This window comes from Micromonospora sp. NPDC003944 (assembly GCF_053605225.1).
On record NZ_JBSGIV010000037.1, the window covers coordinates 22,128 to 39,631 of the forward strand.

Here is a 17,504-nt window from a genome sequence, read left to right on the forward strand (position 1 = left end):
CCCCGTCGAAGCCGAGCCCGTCAGGGCTGGGTGGGCAGGTTCACCTGCGCCACGACGCTCAGGATGAGCAGCAGGATGCCCAGCCCGACGCCGACCGCGCCGCAGATCAGACCGGCCTTGGCCTGGCCGGCGTTGTTGGCCTGACCCTGGGCCACCTTCTGCTTGGCGAGATAGCCGGTCACGATGCCGGCGATGCCGACCGGGATGCCCAGGTACAGGCAGCAGACCAGCGGGATCGACGCGATACCGAGGATCATCGACACCAGGCCGAGGGTGTTGTTCTGCCCCTGCGCCTGCGGGTACCCGGCGTTCGGGTACGTCGGACCGCCGCCGTACTGGGGCTGCTGCTGGGCGTACGGGTCCTGGTACGGCGGCTGCTGGCCGTACGGCTGCCCCGAGGTGGGCTGCTGACCGTACGGGGCCTGCGGTGCGGCGTACGGGTCCTGCGGCTGCTGGCCGTACGGGGAGGCCGGCGGCTGGGGAGCGGTCGGGTCCTGGTTGGGCTGCTGGCCGTACGGGTCCTGACCGGGGTTACCGGGCTGCATTCGAGAAGCTCCTTGGACTGGTTCCGTCAGTTGGTGCTCTTATTTCCATCCATGATCGCGGTCAGTCCTCCCAAAGCCCAGTACAGCAACAGGACGACATGTCTCCCAAAGCAGGCAAAGTTGCCCTTGTCGACCGCTTCGTGTGCCGGATCAGGGGTGGTGTGTGGGCCGGCGCGGCGTTCGGCCCGAGCGAGCGGCAGCGTACCGGGTGGACGCACGTCGGAACTGCCGAAGATCGGCGCGCCGCCCGGCCGGAGGGCGTCGCTGACCTGCCCGATAGGGTGGCCCGGTGACCGAGCCCGCGTCTGTCGCCCGCATCGTCGTCCTCGTCTCCGGCTCCGGAAGCAACCTCCAGTCGTTGCTTGATGCCGCCGCCGACCCCGCATACGGCGCACAGGTCGTCGCGGTCGGCGCGGACCGCGACGGCATCGCGGGCCTGGACCGGGCCGACGCCGCGGGGGTGCCGACCTTCGTCGAGCGGGTCCGCGACCACGACACCCGGGAGGACTGGGACCTGGCGCTCACCGCGCACGTCGCGAAGCACCAACCCGACCTCGTCATCTCCGCCGGTTTCCTGAAGCTGGTCGGCCCGCACTTCCTCGCCGCCTTCGGCGACCGCTACCTGAACACCCACAACACGCTGCTGCCGGCGTTCCCCGGCATCCATGGCCCGCGTGACGCCCTCGCCTACGGCGTGAAGCTCACCGGAGCCACCCTCTTCTTCGTCGACGCCGGCATGGACACCGGGCCGATCGTCGCGCAGGTCGCGGTGCCGGTGCTCGACGACGACGACGTCGACACGCTCACCGAGCGCATCAAGGAAGCCGAGCGTCGCCAGCTCGTCGAGCAGGTCGGTCGGCTGGTCCGCGAAGGCTGGACCATCACCGGAAGGAAGGTCACGGTTCCGTGAGTCCCACTCAGGACGGGCGCCGCCCGATCAGGCGGGCGCTTGTCAGCGTCTACGACAAGTCCGGGCTGGTCGAGCTGGCTCAGGCCCTGCACGCTGCCGGTGTGGAGATCGTCTCCACCGGCAGCACGGCGGGCACCATCGCCGCCGCCGGCGTGCCGGTGACGCCGGTGGAGACGGTGACCGGGTTCCCCGAGGTGCTCGACGGCCGGGTGAAGACCCTGCACCCGAAGGTGCACGCGGGTCTCCTCGCGGACCTGCGCAAGGACACCCACGTCACGCAGCTCGACGAGCTGGGCGTCTCGGCGTTCGACCTGCTGGTCTCCAACCTCTACCCGTTCCAGGCGACCGTCGCCTCCGGCGCCGACGTCGAGGAGTGCGTGGAGCAGATCGACATCGGCGGTCCGGCCATGGTGCGCGCCGCCGCCAAGAACCACGCCTCGGTCGCCGTGCTCACCGACCCGGCCGGTTACCCGGCGTTGATCGGCGCGCTCGGCGAGGGTGGCTTCACACTGGCCCAGCGTCGGGCGCTGGCCGCGCGGGCGTTCGCCGACATCGCCGAGTACGACGTCGCGGTGGCCCAGTGGTGCGCCCGGGAGTTGGCCCCTGCCGACGACTGGTGGCCGCAGTTCGCCGGGCTGGCACTGCGCAAGTCGGCAGCGCTGCGTTACGGCGAGAACCCGCACCAGCCCGCCGCGCTCTACACCGACCCGGACGCCCCGGCGGGACTGGCCCAGGCCGAGCAGCTGCACGGCAAGGAGATGTCGTACAACAACTACGTCGACGCCGACGCCGCCTGGCGGGCCGCCAACGACTTCGCCGACCAGCCGGCGGTGGCGATCATCAAGCACGCCAACCCGTGCGGCATCGCGGTCGGCGCGGACGTCGCCGAGGCGCACCGTCTGGCGCACGCCTGCGACCCGGTGTCGGCGTTCGGCGGCGTCATCGCGGTCAACCGGCCGGTCTCGGTCGAGCTGGCCCAGCAGGTCGCCGAGATCTTCACCGAGGTGGTGGTCGCCCCCGGCTTCGACGAGGGCGCGGTGGAGGTGTTGCAGGGCAAGAAGAACATCCGGCTGCTGCGGGCGCCCGCCTGGACGCCGGCGCTCGTCGAGTTGCGGCAGGTGACCGGCGGCGTGCTGGCTCAGGTCGCCGACCGGGTGAACGCCCCCGGCGACGACCCGGCCAACTGGCAGTTGGCGACAGGTGAGGCCGCCGACGAGGACCTGCTGCGGGACCTCGCGTTCGCGTGGCGGGCGGTCCGCGCGGTGAAGAGCAACGCGATCCTGCTGGCCAAGGGCGGCGCCACCGTCGGGGTCGGCATGGGTCAGGTCAACCGGGTCGACTCGGCGCAGCTTGCCGTCACCCGAGCCGGCGCCGACCGGGCCCGGGGCTCGGTCGCCGCCTCGGACGCATTCTTCCCGTTCGCCGACGGCCCGCAGATCCTCATCGACGCCGGCGTCCGCGCCATCGTGCAGCCCGGCGGCTCCATCCGCGACGAAGAGGTCATCGAAGCAGCCAAGAAGGCCAACGTAACGATGTACCTAACCAAAACCCGCCACTTCTTCCACTAACCCGCCCGCCGGCCGCCGCCCCCGCCCCCCGCCCCCGTCGATCATGGAGTTGTGGTGCCCCGCAAAAGGGGCGTCGGCTGATAGAACGGCCACCACAACTCCATGATCCCCGGCGGGGACGGCGGGGACGGCGGGGACGGCGGGGACGGCGGGGGACGGCGGGGACGGCGGGACGGCGGGGATGGTGTCAGGTGGCGGGGCGGAGTTCGGCGAAGTGGCAGGCGGAGGGGTGCGGGTCCGCAGCCCTCGGGACCGTTGCCGGGTCCTCCACCGCGCAGATCTCCTGGGCCTTCCAGCAGCGGGTCCGGAAGTGGCACCCGCTCGGCGGATCGGCCGGGCTCGGCACGTCGCCGACCAGCCGGATCATGTTGCGCTGGTCGCGGGCCTCCGGGTCCGGCACCGGCACGGCGGAGAGCAGAGCCTGGGTGTACGGGTGGGTCGCCCGCTCGTAGATCTCGTCCTCGGTGCCGATCTCGACGATCCGGCCGAGGTACATCACCGCGACGCGGTCGGCGATGTGCCGCACCACGGACAGGTCGTGGGCGATGAAGATATACGAGAGACCCAGCTCGCCCTGTAGCTGCTTGAGCAGGTTGATCACCTGGGCCTGGATGGAGACGTCGAGCGCCGACACCGGCTCGTCGCAGACGATGACCTCGGGCTTCAGCGCGAGGGCGCGGGCGATGCCGATGCGCTGACGCTGACCGCCGGAGAACTGGTGCGGGTACCTGTTGATGTGCTCGGGGTTGAGCCCGACCAGGTCCAACAGTTCCTGGACCCGCTTGGCCTTGCTGCCCTTCGGTGCGGCGTCCGGGTGGATCTCGAACGGCTCGCCGATGATGTCGCCGACGGTCATCCGCGGGTTCAGCGAGGTGTACGGGTCCTGCATCACCATCTGCATGTTGCGACGCAGCCGGCGCAGCTCACCCCCGGACGCCTTGAACAGGTCCCTGCCCTCCAGGGTGGCGCGTCCGGAGGTGGGCGTCTCCAACCGCATCAGCAGCCGGGCGAGGGTGGACTTGCCGCAGCCGGACTCGCCGACCACGCCGAGGGTCTCGCCCCGACGCAGCTCGAAGCTCACCCCGTCGACGGCCTTCACCGCCCCGATCTGCCGCTGGAACAGCACGCCCTGGGTGATCGGGAAGTGCTTCACCAGATTGTCGACGGAGAGGATCGTCTCGCCGCGGACCTTCGTCGGGTTAGCGGGCGACGCTGTCATCACGGACCTCCTGCGCGAAGTGGCAAGCGCTGGTCCGGCCGTCGCCGAGGACCAGGTCGTGCGGCACCTCGTCCACGCAGACCTGCTGGACGTACGGGCACCGGGGGTGGAACGGGCAGCCGGACGGGATGCGCATCAGGTTCGGCGGCAACCCCTTGATCGTCGACAGTTCCTGGCCGCGGACGTCCAGGCGCGGGATCGACTCCAACAACCCCTTGGTGTACGGGTGGGCGGGCGCCCTGTAGAGCGAGCGGACGTCGGCGTGCTCGACGATCCGGCCGGCGTACATGACCGCGATGCGGTCCGCGACACCGGCGACCACGCCCAGGTCGTGGGTGATCAGGATCATCGCCATGTTGAGGTCCCGGCGCAGGTCGGCGAGCAGGTCCATGATCTGGGCCTGCACCGTCACGTCGAGTGCGGTGGTGGGCTCGTCGGCGATCAACACCTTCGGGTCCAGCGCCAACGCCATGGCGATCATGACGCGCTGCCGCATACCACCGGAGAACTGGTGCGGGTAGTCGCCGATCCGCTTCGCGGCACCCGGGATCTTGACCAGATCCATCAGCTCGATGGCGCGACGTCGAGCGTCGGCTCGGGACATGCCGGCGCGCTGGCGCAGCGTCTCACCGATCTGCCAACCGACCGGGAAGACCGGGTTTAGGGCGGAGAGCGCGTCCTGGAAGATCATCGCGATCTCCTTGCCGCGTACCTGCCGACGCTGCTCCTCGGAGCGGGTGAGCAGGTCCTCACCCTGGTAGAGGATCTGGCCGGAGCGGACGAACGCGGGCGGCGTGTCCAGGATGCCCATGATCGCCTGCGCGGTGACCGACTTGCCCGAGCCGGATTCACCGAGCACCGCGAGGGTCTCGCCGGCATCCAGGTGGTACGACACACCGTTGATCACCCGGGCCACACCCTCGTTGGTGCGGAACTCGACGTGCAGGTCCCGCAACTCCAGCAGGTGACCGCCCTCGGGCGTGGCGGAGGCGGGCGTGGGTTGGACTGTGGAGTGGGTCATGAGGGTCTCACCGCAGCTTCGGGTCGAAGGCGTCACGGATCGCGTCGCCGAGCATGATGAACGCCAGCACGGTCAGCGCCAGGAAGGCCGACGGGACGATCAGCGGGGTGGCCGCCTCCCGCATGTGGATCCGGCCGGTGTCGATGTCCTGGCCCCACGAGATGGTGGGAGCCTTCAGGCCGATGCCCAGGAACGAGAGCGTCGCCTCGGCCGCGATGAACGAGCCCAGCGCGATGGTCAACACGACGATCGCCGGGGCCAGCGAGTTCGGCAGGATGTGCCGCCACATGATCCGGCTGTTGCCGGCGCCGAGCATCCGGGCCGCCGCGACGTAGTCCTGCTCCTTGGCGGTGATCACCGAGGACCGGACCACGCGGGCGGCGGTGGTCCACCCGAGGAGGGCCAGGACGAAGACGACCGCGCCGATCCGGGCCGTCTGGCTGTCACTGGACACCCGCTTGAGCAGCACGATCGCGGCCAGCAGCAGCGGGATACCGAGCACCACGTCGATCACCCGGGAGAGCACCGCGTCGACCCAGCGGCCGAAGTAACCGGCCAACATGCCGACCACGAGCGCGATGATGCCGGTGCCGAGGGCGGCGAGCGCGCCGACAAGCAGCGATGCCCGGGTGCCGTAGACCGCCCGGGAGTACGTGTCGCAGCCCTGGAAGTCGTACCCGAAGATGGCCCCGCCGGACGGCCCGGCGTGCTGCCGGGAGAGTAGGCAGTCGTTCGGGTTGTTGGCGGTGAAGACCCCGGGGAGCAGGGCCATCAGGGTGAAGATGACGACCAACGCCAACGAGATCCAGAAGATCGGGTTGCGGCGCAGGTCGCGCCAGGCGTCCCCGGCCAGGCTGCGGGGCTTCTGCGCGGCGCCGATCTGGTTGGGTGTGCCGGGCTCCCCGGAAGGGCCGCGTCGCGCGGCCTGGTTCTCGGTGGACGCCACAGTCTCAAAGTCGCTCATGCCTGCTCACTCATAGCGGATCCTCGGGTCGAGTACGGCGTACAGGACGTCCACCACCAGGTTCGAGACCAGGTAGACCACGACGAGCACGCTGACGATGCCCACCACCAGGGGGCCGTCCTCGGTGCGGATGCCGCGGAAGAGGTTGAAGCCCACACCCGGGATGTTGAAGACGCCCTCGGTGATGATCGCGCCGCTCATCAGGTTGCCCAGTTCCACCCCGAGGAAGGTGACCACCGGGATCAGCGAGTTGCGCAGCACGTGGACGATGACGATGCGCCGCTTGACCAGGCCCTTGGAGCGGGCGGTCCGGACGTAGTCGGCGCGCAGGTTCTCCGCCACCGAGGCCCGGGTGAGTCGTAGGGCGGTGGCAAGCGACAGCGAGCCGAGCACGATGCCCGGCAGCAGGAGCGCGTAGAACGTCGGGTCGGACCCGGCGGTGGGTGGGAAGAGCTGCCACTTGACGCCCAGGAAGTACTGCGCCAACGGCGCCAGCACGATGGTGGGGATGCCCAGCACCAGCAGGGTCAGCACCAGCGTCGAGTTGTCGAAGATGCTGGCCCGGCGGATGCCGGCGAGGACACCGGCGGTGACGCCGAAGATGATCGCCACAGCGAGCGCGATGAGCGCGAGCCGCACGGTGACCGGCCAGGCCTGCTGGAGGATGTCACCGATGTTCCGACCGGTGAGTGACTCGCCCAGGTTGCCCTGGAGCAGGTTCTTCACGTAGTCGAAGTAGCGGTAGAAGAAGCCCCCGACGCCTGTGGCGTCCAGGTGGTACTTCTCGGTCAGGTAGGCCCGTTGCGCTGGCGTCACCGGTCGTTCGCCGGCGAGCGCCTGGATCGGGTCGCCCTGCCCGGCGAATGTCAGCGCGTAGACGATCAGGGTGGTCCCGAAGAACGCCAGGACCATCTGGAGTAGGCGCCGCAGGATGTAGCGGAACATGCTTAGCAGTCTCTCCGGAAATGTGCGAAAGGGTCGCAGGACGGCATCTCTGGTCGTACCCCAATATCCGAGACGTTCCGTCCGACCCGGGGGAGCCGGCACCACCGGGCCGGACCCGCCGCTGCGGTCCGGCCCCCGGTGGTGCGGTCCGGGCCACCCGGGCTTCGTCGCCCGGGTGGCCCGCACCATGGTCAGCTCAGCTGGCTGCTTCGATCTTGACGAGGTTGACCCGCTGGAACAGGTCCATCTCGACGTTCTTGACCTTGGACGAGTGGCCGAACACGTTCTCGCCGAAGCGGAGCGGGATCACCGGCATGTCCTTGGCCAGGATGTCCTCCGCCTGCTGGTACTTGGCGATCGCCTCGTCCTGCGTCTTGGCGGCGGAACCCTCCTTGACCAGCTTGTCGAACTCCGGGTTGCTGTAGCCGTAGTAGTTCGACGAGCCGTTCGTGCTGTACAGCGGGCCGAGGTAGTCCTCCATGGTCGGGTAGTCCATGACCCAACCCATCCGGAACGCGCCCACCGGCGTCTTCTTCTCGACCTTGGTGAGCAGGTCGGCGAACTTCGGCTCGGCCGAGCCCACGGCGTCCACGCCCAGGTTGGCCTTGAGCTGGTTGACGGTGGCGTCGACCCAGTCCTTGTGCCCGCCGTCGCCGTTGTACGAGATGACGATCTTCGCAGGACCACCGGCGGCCTGGTAGAGCTTCTTGGCCTCGGTCGGGTTGAACTCGCCGGCCTTGCCCGCGGTGTTCTCCCGGTAGCCCGGCAGGACCGGCGAGACGAAGGAGCGGGCAGACGTCTGCGAGCCCTTGAAGACCGACTTGGTGATCTCGTCACGGTCGATCGCCATCGAGATGGCCTTGCGGACGTCCGGGTTGCTGTAGTCCTTGTCGAACGTCGGGAACGCGAGGAACTGGAACGACGACATCGGGCTGGTCTTGTACCGGTCGCCAAGGTCGCTCGGCGCGGTGCTCAGGCTCTCGGTCGGGATCGTGGGCAGCACGTCCAGGTTGTCCGCCAGGACGTCCGCGTAGGCCGCGGTCAGCTGCTGGTAGATCCGGAACTCGACGTCCTTGACCTTGGGCTTCTCACCCGGGTACGCGTCGTAGCGCTCGACCTCGATCTTGCTGTCGTGCTGCCAGGTGCCCTTCATCTTGAAGGGGCCCTGCCCGATCGGCGCCTGCTCGTAGGAGTCCTTGAGCACGCCGGGAGCCGAGAACGCGGCGTCCGGCATCGGGTAGAACGCGTTGTAGCCAAGCGTCGTCTTGAAGTCGATGTACGGCTCGGACAGCGTCGCGGTGAAGGTGAGGTCGTCGACCTTCTTCAGGCCGGACATCTCCTTGGCCTTCGGCGCCTTGCCCTGCAGGTCCGCGTAGCCAGCGATCTTCTCGAAGAAGTAGTTGCTGTCCTGACCGTTGGGGGCGTACGCGCCGTAGTTCCACGCGTTGATGTAGTCCTCGGCCGTGACCTTCTCACCGTTGTGGAAGGTGAAGCCGTCCTTGAGCTTGATCGTCCAGACCTTGTTGTCGGACGAGGTGATCGACTGGGCGGCGACCTCGTACGGCTTGTTCTGGGCGTCGTAGTCGACGAGCGGGCTGAACAGGCCGGCGAGCACCTGTGACCCGGACGTCTCGGTGGTGTTCGTGGGAACCAGGTGCTTCGGCTCGCCGATCTGGATGCTGACCGCCGAACTGTCGCTGCCACCGGATCCACCGTCGCCGCCGCTGCCGCAGGCCGCGAGGCCCAGCGTCACCGCGAGCGGGAGGGCGGTCCAGGCGGCGAGTCTACGAACTCGCATTGAGCCTCCTCATCTCCTCACGCTGCGCAGTCAGGCCCGACGCTGGGTTACGCTGCGCAACAAGCGGTAACGGTAGGTCGGAGGCGGGCCTTCGACAACGACGCGGTTGCGGCTGGGTAACGGTCTGGGGTTGCCTCCCTTGTCGGGACCGGGTGCATCTGCTACGCCAAACCGTACAAACGTCGTCTGTCTGCGAATAAGCGGCTGCTTTCGAGTCCGGTCGTGACGGTCTGGATCGCGCTGACACCCGCCGTGGCGTCCATCCGGTCTTGGCCGGCCGAGACCGCGATGTCTGGTTCGATGGTGACCGAATGAACATCTGTTCACCGAGAGTGACTAGAAACACGTCACGGATGGTCACATTTGCTGATGGTGATCGAGGGTGACGGCAGACGACCCGAGCGAGGTCGTCTGAATCGTGCGTGGTGGCCGTGAGACGATCTGGTCGTGACGGCGACGCTTCTGGACGGCAAGGCAACCGCGGCGGAGATCAAGGACGAGCTGCGCATCCGGGTGAAGGCACTCGCGGAACGCGGCATCACCCCGGGGCTCGGCACCGTCCTGGTCGGGGCAGATCCGGGCAGCCAGGCGTACGTCAACGGCAAGCACCGCGACTGCGCCGAGGTGGGCATCGCCTCGATCCGCCGCGAACTGCCCGCCGACGCCACCCAGCAGCAGGTCGACGACGTGCTGGCCGAGCTGAACGCCGACCCGGCGTGCCACGGCTACATCGTCCAACTCCCGCTGCCGGCCCACCTCGACACCCAGCGGGTGCTGGAGTTGATCGACCCGGACAAGGACGCCGACGGCCTGCACCCGGTCAACCTGGGTCGGCTCGTGCTCGGCTACGACGGCCCGCTGCCCTGCACCCCGCGCGGCATCGTCGAGCTGCTCCGCCGGCACGACGTGGCGCTGCGCGGCGCTACCGTCGCGGTGGTCGGTCGAGGCAACACCGTCGGCCGACCGCTCGGCCTGCTGCTCACCAGGCGCAGCGAGAACGCCACTGTCACCCTGTGCCACACCGGCACCCTCGACCTCGCCTCGCACACCCGTGCCGCCGACATCGTGATCGTCGCTGCCGGCGTACCGGGTCTGCTCACCGCCGACATGATCAACCCTGGCGCGGTGGTGGTGGACGTCGGCATCACCCGCGTGATCGGCGCGGACGGCAAGGGTCGCTACACCGGCGACGTGGACCCGGAGGTGGCCGAGACTGCCGGCGCGCTGGTCCCCATGCCCGGAGGTGTCGGCCCGATGACCCGGGCCATGCTGCTCAGCAACGTCGTGGAGCGCGCCGAGCGCGGCTGATCCGCCCGCCGGTGACGCCGGTGACGTTCGCCCCATCCCGGCGATCCCCGCCGCCCCTGGCCTGTTCGGTGCCAGGATGACTGATACGGTCCGGAAAACCGACTGGTATCAGGGAGTGGGACGACCATGGGTAAGAAGGTCACTGTCGTCGGGGCTGGCTTCTACGGCTCCACCACCGCACAGCGCCTGGCCGAGTACGACGTCTTCGACACCGTAGTGATCACCGACATCGTGGAGGGCAAGCCCGCGGGCCTCGCGCTCGACCTCAACCAGTCCCGGGCCATCGAGGGCTTCGAGACCAAGGTCGTCGGCGTGACGACCGGCCCCAACGGTGAGGGCTACGAGAGCATCGAGGGCTCCGACGTCGTCGTGATCACCGCTGGTCTGCCGCGGAAGCCCGGCATGAGCCGGATGGACCTGCTGGAGACCAACGCCAAGATCGTCCGTCAGGTCGCCGAGAACGTCGCCAAGTACGCCCCCAACGCCGTCGTCATCGTGGTCTCCAACCCGCTCGACGAGATGACCGCGCTGGCCCAGCTCGCCACCCAGTTCCCGAAGAACCGGGTGCTAGGTCAGGCCGGCATGCTCGACACCGCCCGGTTCAGCAACTTCGTCGCCGAGGCGCTGAACGTGCCGGTGGCCTCCGTACGCACGCTGACCCTCGGCTCGCACGGCGACACCATGGTCCCGGTGCCGTCGAAGAGCACCGTCAACGGCAAGCCCCTGCGCGACGCGATGCCGGCCGAGCAGATCGAGGAGCTGGTCGTCAAGACCCGCAACGGTGGCGCCGAGGTGGTCGCGCTGCTCAAGACCGGCTCGGCGTACTACGCCCCGTCGGCAGCCGCAGCCCGGATGGCGAAGGCCGTCGCGGAGGACTCCGGCGACGTCATGCCGGTCTGCGCCTGGGTCGACGGTGAGTACGGCATCTCCGGTGTCTACCTGGGTGTCGAGGCCGAGATCGGCGCCGAGGGCGTCAAGCGGGTCGTCGAGACCGACCTGGACGCCGACGAGCGCGCCAGCCTCCTGGAGGCTGCCGAAGCCGTCCGCGCCAAGCAGGGCGACATCTCCAGCATGTAGTTCCCCGAACCAGACCACCCGAAGGGCCCGCCAACCAACCCGGCGGGCCCTTCGCCGTCCCCACCCCCACCCCACCCCCGGGCGCCCGTCCCCGGGCGCCCGTCCCCGGTGATCAAGAGGTTTGCGTCAGGAATCGCGGCCTCGGTGACGCAAACCTCTTGATCACCCGGTGCTGGCGGTACGGGGGCGCCCGGTGGGGTCAAAGGGTAGGGGGTGGGGGTGTGGGTGTGGAGGGTGGTCAGGCGGGAGCGGCGGGCTTCGTCCGGGTCTTCCTCGTGGGCGTACGCCAGGTCGGGGTCGACCAGCTGCACCATGTGCACCAGCAGGTCCCCGGTGAAGAGCACCCGTTCGTCGGCAGAGGTCAGGAGCACCGACTGGTGACCGGGGGTGTGGCCGGGAGTGGGCAGCAGACGTACCGCCGGGGTGAGGGTGGTCTCGCCGTCGACCGCCCGGAGCTGGCCGGCGGCGCGCAAGGGTGCGACGAGGCCGGCCGGTAGCCCGGGGTTGAGCGTCTCCGCCGCGTCGAGTTCGGTGCGCTGGATCAGGTAGCTCGCGTTCGGGAAGTACGGCTGCCCGGGTGTGCCGGTGACCGCCCAGCCGATGTGGTCGCTGTGCAGGTGCGTCAGGACGACGGTGTCGACGTCGGCCGGGTCGATGCCGGCGGCGGCCAACTCGGCGGGCAGCCGGCCGGGGACCGGCGCCCAACTGGCGGCGGGGGCGTCGGTTGGGCCGATCCCGGCGTCGACGAGGGTGACCGGCCCGTCGCCCGCGCGGATCGCGAAGCTGCGGAAGGGTAGCCACCACTGCCCGTCGGCGGTCACCGAGTCGGGGTCGCGCCTGTCGGCCTCGGCCCATTGGAACGCTGTGGCCTGCGGAAACGCCTCCGCGCGGGGCTGGAAGAAGGCACCCTCACCGTCGGTGAGCGCGGTGATCGTGATAGACCCGAGGGTGCGGTTCAGTGGCATCGGACGATGATTCCAGGGCATTCCTGTTCCGCGCAGCCCAGTTCTGCCGGCTGGTCGAGGCCGGCTGGGGGCTGCCGGGCCAATTGCAGTACGCTCGTACTGCTTGAGCACGTGTCCCCCGAGAGGAGCGCCGGCCGATGGCGAAGATCAAGGTAAACAACCCGGTCGTAGAACTCGACGGCGACGAGATGACCCGGATCATCTGGAAGCAGATCCGGGAGCAGCTGATCCTGCCCTACCTCGACGTCGACCTGCACTACTACGACCTGTCGATCCAGTACCGCGACGAGACCGACGACCAGGTCACCATCGACGCCGCAAACGCCATCAAGGAGCACGGCGTCGGCGTCAAGTGCGCGACCATCACCCCGGACGAGGCCCGGGTCGAGGAGTTCGGCCTGAAGAAGATGTGGCGGTCGCCGAACGGCACCATCCGCAACATCCTCGGCGGCGTCGTCTTCCGTGAGCCGATCATCATGTCCAACGTGCCGCGGCTGGTCCCCGGCTGGACCAAGCCGATCATCATCGGCCGGCACGCCCACGGTGACCAGTACAAGGCCACCGACTTCGTCGTCCCCGGCCCGGGCACGGTGACCATCACCTACACCCCGGCCGACGGCGGCGCGCCGATGGAGATGGAGGTCGCCAACTTCCCCGGCGGCGGCATCGCCATGGGCATGTACAACTACGACGAGTCGATCCGGGACTTCGCCCGGGCGTCGTTCCGGTACGGCCTGGACCGCAACTACCCGGTCTACATGTCGACCAAGAACACCATCCTCAAGGCGTACGACGGCCGGTTCAAGGACATCTTCGCCGAGGTGTTCGAGGCGGAGTTCAAGGCCGAGTTCGACGCCGCGGGTCTCACCTACGAGCACCGGCTCATCGACGACATGGTCGCCGCCGCGCTCAAGTGGGAGGGTGGCTACGTCTGGGCCTGCAAGAACTACGACGGTGACGTGCAGTCCGACACTGTCGCGCAGGGCTTCGGCTCGCTGGGTCTGATGACCTCGGTGCTGCTCTCCCCGGACGGCCGGACCGTCGAGGCCGAGGCCGCGCACGGCACCGTCACCCGGCACTACCGGCAGTACCAGAAGGGCGAGAAGACCTCGACCAACCCGATCGCGTCGATCTACGCCTGGACCCGGGGCCTGGCCCACCGGGGCAAGCTGGACGGCACCCCGGCGGTCACCGAGTTCGCCAACACCCTGGAGCGGGTCATCGTCGACACCGTCGAGGGTGGCCAGATGACCAAGGACCTGGCGCTGCTCATCTCGCGCGACGCCCCGTGGCTGAGCACCGACGAGTTCATGAACGCGCTCGACGAGAACCTGGCCCGTAAGCTCGCCGCCTGATCCAGGCGTACCACATCATCGGAGCCCGCCGGCCACCCTGCCGGCGGGCTTCGGCGTGTCCGGCTGCGCCGCGCCGGTCGGCGTCACTGCGCCCGGCGCGCCTCGTTGACCAGGATGGACGAGATGTCAGTCGCGTCCAGGAAGGTTGACCACGGTCGACCAGCGGCACCCGTGCGCCGATCAGCCAGCCTTCCCGGCTGTGCCGTGCACAGCCAGCCGTCCCTTCCCTGCGGGGGGCCCTGTCCCGGGCCCCCCGCGCCCTGTTCCCCGGACGATGCGGGGCCGCTCAGGCGGCGCGGAGCAGCTCGGCGGCACGTTCCGGGGCGATGTCGTTGATGAAGACGCCCATCCCGGACTCGGAGCCCGCAAGGTACTTCAACTTGTCGGCGGCCCGCCGGATGCTGAACAGCTGCAGGTGCAGGTGGCCCAACTCGCGGTCGACCCGCACGGGGGCTTGGTGCCAGGCCGAGATGTACGGCATCGGCATGTCGAAGAGGCCGTCGAAGCGGCGCAGCAGGTCCAGGTAGAGCGGGCCGAAGGCGTCCCGTTCGCTGTCGCCGAGCGCCGGGATGTCCGGCACCACGCGGCGCGGCGCGACGTGCACCTCGAACGGCCAGCGCGCGGCCGCCGGCACGAACGCCGTCCAGTGTTCGTTCTCGGTGACCACCCGCGCACCGGCACTGCGCTCGGCGGCCAGCACGTCCGCGTACAGGTTGCCCCCGCCGGTCCGCTCGGCGTGCCGGCGCGCCGCGGCCAGCAGCGCGCGGGTGCGCGGCGTCACGAAGGGGTACGCGTAGATCTGCCCGTGCGGGTGGTGCAGCGTGACACCGATCTCGACGCCCCGGTTCTCGAAGCAGAAGATCTGCTCGACGCCGGGCAGCGCGCCGAGCACCTCGGTGCGGTCGGCGAGCGCGTCCAGCACGGTGCGGACCCGGCGCGGAGGCAGGCTGGCGAAGGAGGCGTTGTGATCGGACGTGAAGCAGACCACCTCGCAGCGGCCGACGCCCGGCCGGACCGGCGTGAACGGGGTGATCTCCCCGGGCTCCTCGGCCACCCGACCGCTCAGCGACGGAAATCGGTTCTCGAAGACCACCACGTCGTAGTCGGGCGCCGGGATCTCGGTCAGCCGGTCGCCCACCGACGGGTCGAGCGGGCACTCGTTCGCCGGCGGGAGGAAGGTGCGGGTCTGCCGGTGCACGGCGACCGCCACCCACTCGTCGGTCAGCGGGTCGTAGCGCAGTTGGGATGCGGGGGGAGGTGGTGGCAGGGTCCGTCGGTCCGGCTGGTCGCGGACCGCGTCGTCGCGCTCGTCGAAGTAGATCAGCTCCCGGCCGTCGGACAGGTCGATCGCGGTGCGCTTCACGGCGCCGTCCCCTCAGTTGTCGGCGTGCGCGTCACGCGGCCCGCCCCTTGTCGCCTTCACCATGATCAGTTCGCCCACCTGCTCGCCGAGTACCCGTCGTGCGGGCGGGGGCAACAGGTCGTCGCTGACCAGTACGTGGGCCGCCGTCAACTCGACGATCGAGGAGATGCCGACCGTGCCCCACTTGGTGTGGTCGGCGAGCACCACCAGTTGGTCCGCCGCGGCGACGAGCGCGCGGTCGGTCTCCGCCTCCATGAGGTTGGGGGTGGTGAAGCCGGCCCGCTCGGTGATGCCGTGGACGCCCAGGAAGAGCAGGTCCAGGTGCAGTGACCGGACGGCCCCGACCGCGAGTGGCCCGACAAGCGCGTCCGACGGTGTGCGTACGCCACCGGTGAGCACCACCGTCTGGTCCGGGCGGCCGGCGGAGTGCAAGATCTCGGCGACCGGCAGCGAGTTGGTCACGACGGTCAGCTCGGGCACGTCGACAAGCCGGCGGGCCAGCTCGGCCGTGGTGGTGCCGGCGGAGAGCGCGACGGCCGCTCCCGGCCGGACCAGCTGGGCCGCCCGGTCGGCGATGGCGGCCTTCTCCGGCAGTTGGCGGACCGACTTGGCGTGGAAGCCCGGCTCGTCGGTCGAACTCGGCCCGGTGGTGGTGGCACCGCCGTGCACCTTGGCCAGCAGGCCGCGCTCGTGCAGGGCATCCAGGTCGCGCCGGATGGTCATGTCGGACACGCCGAACTCGCCGGCCAACTCGCTGACCCGGACGCCGCCGGCCGAGCGGACCCGCGCCAGGATGGCCGCCTGCCGCTGCTGAGCGAGCATCCGCCATGCCTCCCCGGGGTCCACGTACCCTCACGCGGTCAAACGTGTTCCAACAAAGACGAACACTATCGCGTAGCCGTCAGCGGTGAAAGGAACGGGTACGGCGACGCCTCAGGCGGACGCGATCTTCAACTCCACCCAGCCGGTCTCGGTCAGCTGGTGCAGCACGGCCTGCACCGCGTCCGCCACGCTCAGGTCGGTGGTGTCCAGCACCAGATCGGCGTCGGTCGGCTCCTCGTACGGGTCGTCGATGCCGGTCATCCCGGTGAGCAGGCCAGCCCGCGCCCGCGCGTACAGGCCCTTGCGGTCCCGCTGCTCGCACACCTCGAGCGGGGTGGCCACGTGCACGAGCACGAAACCCGCCCCGGCGGCGAGGGCCATCTCCCGCGCGGTGGCGCGGGCCGCCGCGTACGGGGCGATCGGGCAGCAGATGCCCACCCCCCGGTGCCGGGCGATCTCGGCGGCCACCCAGCCGATCCGCCGGACGTTGAGATCCCGGTCGGCCTTGCTGAAGCCCAGCCCGGCGGAGAGCTCCCGACGCACCACGTCGCCGTCGAGCAGGGTCACCGTGCGGTCGCCGCTCTCCCGTAAGGCGTCCGCAAGCCCCCTGGCGATCGTCGACTTGCCGGAGCCGGAGAGGCCGGTCAGGAAGACCACCAGCCCGCGCTGGCGACGCGGCGGCCGGGCCCGGGCCAGCTCCCGCGCCACGGCGGGCGGGGTGTGCCACTCCGGCAGCGGGAAGCCCCGGTCGAGCAGGTCGTCGATCTCCGGCTGGGTCAGTGCGAGGCGGCGGTTGCGCGGTGGGATGTCCTCCCGCCAACGCCACTGCCCGTCCCGGTTGTCGTACGCGAGCTCCCGGGGCACCAGCACCCGCAGCCCGGCGCCGGAGAGCATCTCCCCGGTGGAGAGCAGGTGGGTGACCCCGTACGCGGCGGAGACCCGGGCGCGCAGCAGCGCGTCACTGATCTCCTCGCGTCGGTGCGACAGCGGCACCGCGACGAGGGTGGCGGGCGGCATCCGGTCCCGTGCGGCGAAGATCGTACGGACCAGCGCCTCCGGCGGAAGCCCGTCGGCGCCGCCCTCACCGACCGGGATCATCACGAGTAGGTGTGCGGCCAGGGTGCGGGCGGCATGGGCGATCTGGGCGAGCTGCGGACGATGCAGCGGACGATCGGCGATCACGCCGAGCACCCGGCCCGGGGGCAGCAGCGCGCGAACCTCCTCCGGGTTACGGCGCAGTCGCTGGAACGGACCGTGCCCACCGTCGCCAAGTCGGCGGACCTGGCCGCCCACCCCGGCCACGCCCTCGCGCACCGGCCAGACGTCGGCCACGTCCAGGGCGGCCGCCGGCGCGCCCTCCCCGTCGGTCAGCACGAGCGCCCGGCGGGCCGGATCGCGCGGATCGAAGCTCTGCGCCAGCGATGCCGGCACCTGCAGGACGACCGCGACCTGCCACGGTGTGCCGTCGGCCAGCCGGCCGCGGCGGCTCACCGAGACCAGGTCGGCCCGGGTCATGAAACCGGTCAGTGGGGCGTACGCACCGGTCAGCAGCAGCTCGAGATCAGCGAGCTCACCAGGACGTGGCGTGTACGCCGGTGCGTCCCGCAGCACCTCGTCGGGCAGCACCCAGCCGTTGCTCATCCA

The 17,504-nt window shown here is 69.9% G+C and carries 14 protein-coding genes and 1 pseudogene; 5 read left to right on the top strand and 10 right to left on the bottom strand.

What is annotated here, in order from left to right; genetic code table 11:
- Positions 1 to 20: 20 nt before the first annotated feature.
- Positions 21 to 545, bottom strand: a complete 525-nt coding sequence (locus ACWER9_RS19265; RefSeq protein WP_452303115.1) for a DUF4190 domain-containing protein — start codon at positions 543 to 545, stop codon at positions 21 to 23.
- A gap of 289 nt (positions 546 to 834) precedes the next feature.
- On the opposite strand from ACWER9_RS19265, the gene purN reads away from it, so the two are divergent.
- Positions 835 to 1,455 (top strand): phosphoribosylglycinamide formyltransferase, encoded by a 621-nt coding sequence (gene purN, locus ACWER9_RS19270; protein ID WP_452303116.1) that lies wholly within the window; start codon positions 835 to 837, stop codon positions 1,453 to 1,455.
- Positions 1,452 to 3,023 carry a bifunctional phosphoribosylaminoimidazolecarboxamide formyltransferase/IMP cyclohydrolase gene (gene purH, locus ACWER9_RS19275; RefSeq protein WP_452303117.1) on the top strand — a complete coding sequence of 524 codons (1,572 nt, stop codon included), beginning with the start codon at positions 1,452 to 1,454 and terminating at the stop codon, positions 3,021 to 3,023. Before purN ends, purH begins: the two co-directional genes overlap by 4 nt.
- 187 nt (positions 3,024 to 3,210) lie before the next feature.
- Here the strand turns inward: purH and ACWER9_RS19280 are convergent, their stop codons facing one another.
- The 5 genes from ACWER9_RS19280 to ACWER9_RS19300 all read right to left on the bottom strand — a co-directional run bounded on the left by ACWER9_RS19280 (position 3,211) and on the right by ACWER9_RS19300 (position 8,970).
- Complete coding sequence (locus ACWER9_RS19280; RefSeq protein ID WP_452303118.1) at positions 3,211 to 4,242, bottom strand: ABC transporter ATP-binding protein; 1,032 nt, start codon at positions 4,240 to 4,242, stop codon at positions 3,211 to 3,213.
- Positions 4,223 to 5,263: an ABC transporter ATP-binding protein gene (locus ACWER9_RS19285; protein ID WP_452303119.1), complete on the bottom strand. Its 1,041-nt coding sequence runs from the start codon at positions 5,261 to 5,263 to the stop codon at positions 4,223 to 4,225. Before ACWER9_RS19285 ends, ACWER9_RS19280 begins: the two co-directional genes overlap by 20 nt.
- Positions 5,264 to 5,270: 7 nt before the next feature.
- The gene (locus tag ACWER9_RS19290; RefSeq protein ID WP_452303120.1) at positions 5,271 to 6,227 is read right to left on the bottom strand and encodes an ABC transporter permease; all 957 of its coding nucleotides are present in this window, start codon (positions 6,225 to 6,227) and stop codon (positions 5,271 to 5,273) included.
- 6 nt (positions 6,228 to 6,233) lie between these two features.
- Positions 6,234 to 7,172: an ABC transporter permease gene (locus ACWER9_RS19295; RefSeq protein ID WP_124778296.1), complete on the bottom strand. Its 939-nt coding sequence runs from the start codon at positions 7,170 to 7,172 to the stop codon at positions 6,234 to 6,236.
- A gap of 196 nt (positions 7,173 to 7,368) precedes the next feature.
- On the bottom strand, positions 7,369 to 8,970 hold the full coding sequence (locus ACWER9_RS19300; protein WP_452303121.1) for a peptide ABC transporter substrate-binding protein: 1,602 nt from the start codon (positions 8,968 to 8,970) through the stop codon (positions 7,369 to 7,371).
- Positions 8,971 to 9,417: 447 nt separating this feature from the next.
- On the opposite strand from ACWER9_RS19300, the gene ACWER9_RS19305 reads away from it, so the two are divergent.
- Both ACWER9_RS19305 and ACWER9_RS19310 read left to right on the top strand, forming a co-directional pair.
- On the top strand, positions 9,418 to 10,278 hold the full coding sequence (locus ACWER9_RS19305) for a bifunctional methylenetetrahydrofolate dehydrogenase/methenyltetrahydrofolate cyclohydrolase (RefSeq protein WP_354972629.1): 861 nt from the start codon (positions 9,418 to 9,420) through the stop codon (positions 10,276 to 10,278).
- 126 nt (positions 10,279 to 10,404) lie between these two features.
- On the top strand, positions 10,405 to 11,355 hold the full coding sequence (locus tag ACWER9_RS19310; protein WP_357764224.1) for a malate dehydrogenase: 951 nt from the start codon (positions 10,405 to 10,407) through the stop codon (positions 11,353 to 11,355).
- A gap of 263 nt (positions 11,356 to 11,618) precedes the next feature.
- On the opposite strand, the pseudogene ACWER9_RS19315 reads toward ACWER9_RS19310, so the two are convergent.
- A pseudogene (locus ACWER9_RS19315) lies at positions 11,619 to 12,341 on the bottom strand (MBL fold metallo-hydrolase); the annotation flags it as partial.
- A 116-nt stretch (positions 12,342 to 12,457) separates the two neighbouring features.
- On the opposite strand from ACWER9_RS19315, the gene ACWER9_RS19320 reads away from it, so the two are divergent.
- Positions 12,458 to 13,675, top strand: coding sequence for an NADP-dependent isocitrate dehydrogenase (locus ACWER9_RS19320; RefSeq protein WP_452303122.1), 1,218 nt, complete (start codon positions 12,458 to 12,460; stop codon positions 13,673 to 13,675).
- Positions 13,676 to 13,961: 286 nt separating this feature from the next.
- On the opposite strand, the gene galT is transcribed toward ACWER9_RS19320, so the two are convergent.
- The 3 genes from galT to cysC form a co-directional block, all read right to left on the bottom strand.
- Positions 13,962 to 15,038 carry a galactose-1-phosphate uridylyltransferase gene (gene galT, locus ACWER9_RS19325; protein ID WP_452303123.1) on the bottom strand — a complete coding sequence of 359 codons (1,077 nt, stop codon included), beginning with the start codon at positions 15,036 to 15,038 and terminating at the stop codon, positions 13,962 to 13,964.
- Positions 15,039 to 15,050: 12 nt separating this feature from the next.
- On the bottom strand, positions 15,051 to 15,860 hold the full coding sequence (locus ACWER9_RS19330; protein ID WP_452303124.1) for a DeoR/GlpR family DNA-binding transcription regulator: 810 nt from the start codon (positions 15,858 to 15,860) through the stop codon (positions 15,051 to 15,053).
- A gap of 111 nt (positions 15,861 to 15,971) precedes the next feature.
- Entirely contained in the window at positions 15,972 to 17,501 is a 1,530-nt protein-coding gene (gene cysC / locus ACWER9_RS19335; RefSeq protein ID WP_452303125.1) for an adenylyl-sulfate kinase, read from the bottom strand.
- Positions 17,502 to 17,504 lie beyond the last annotated feature (3 nt).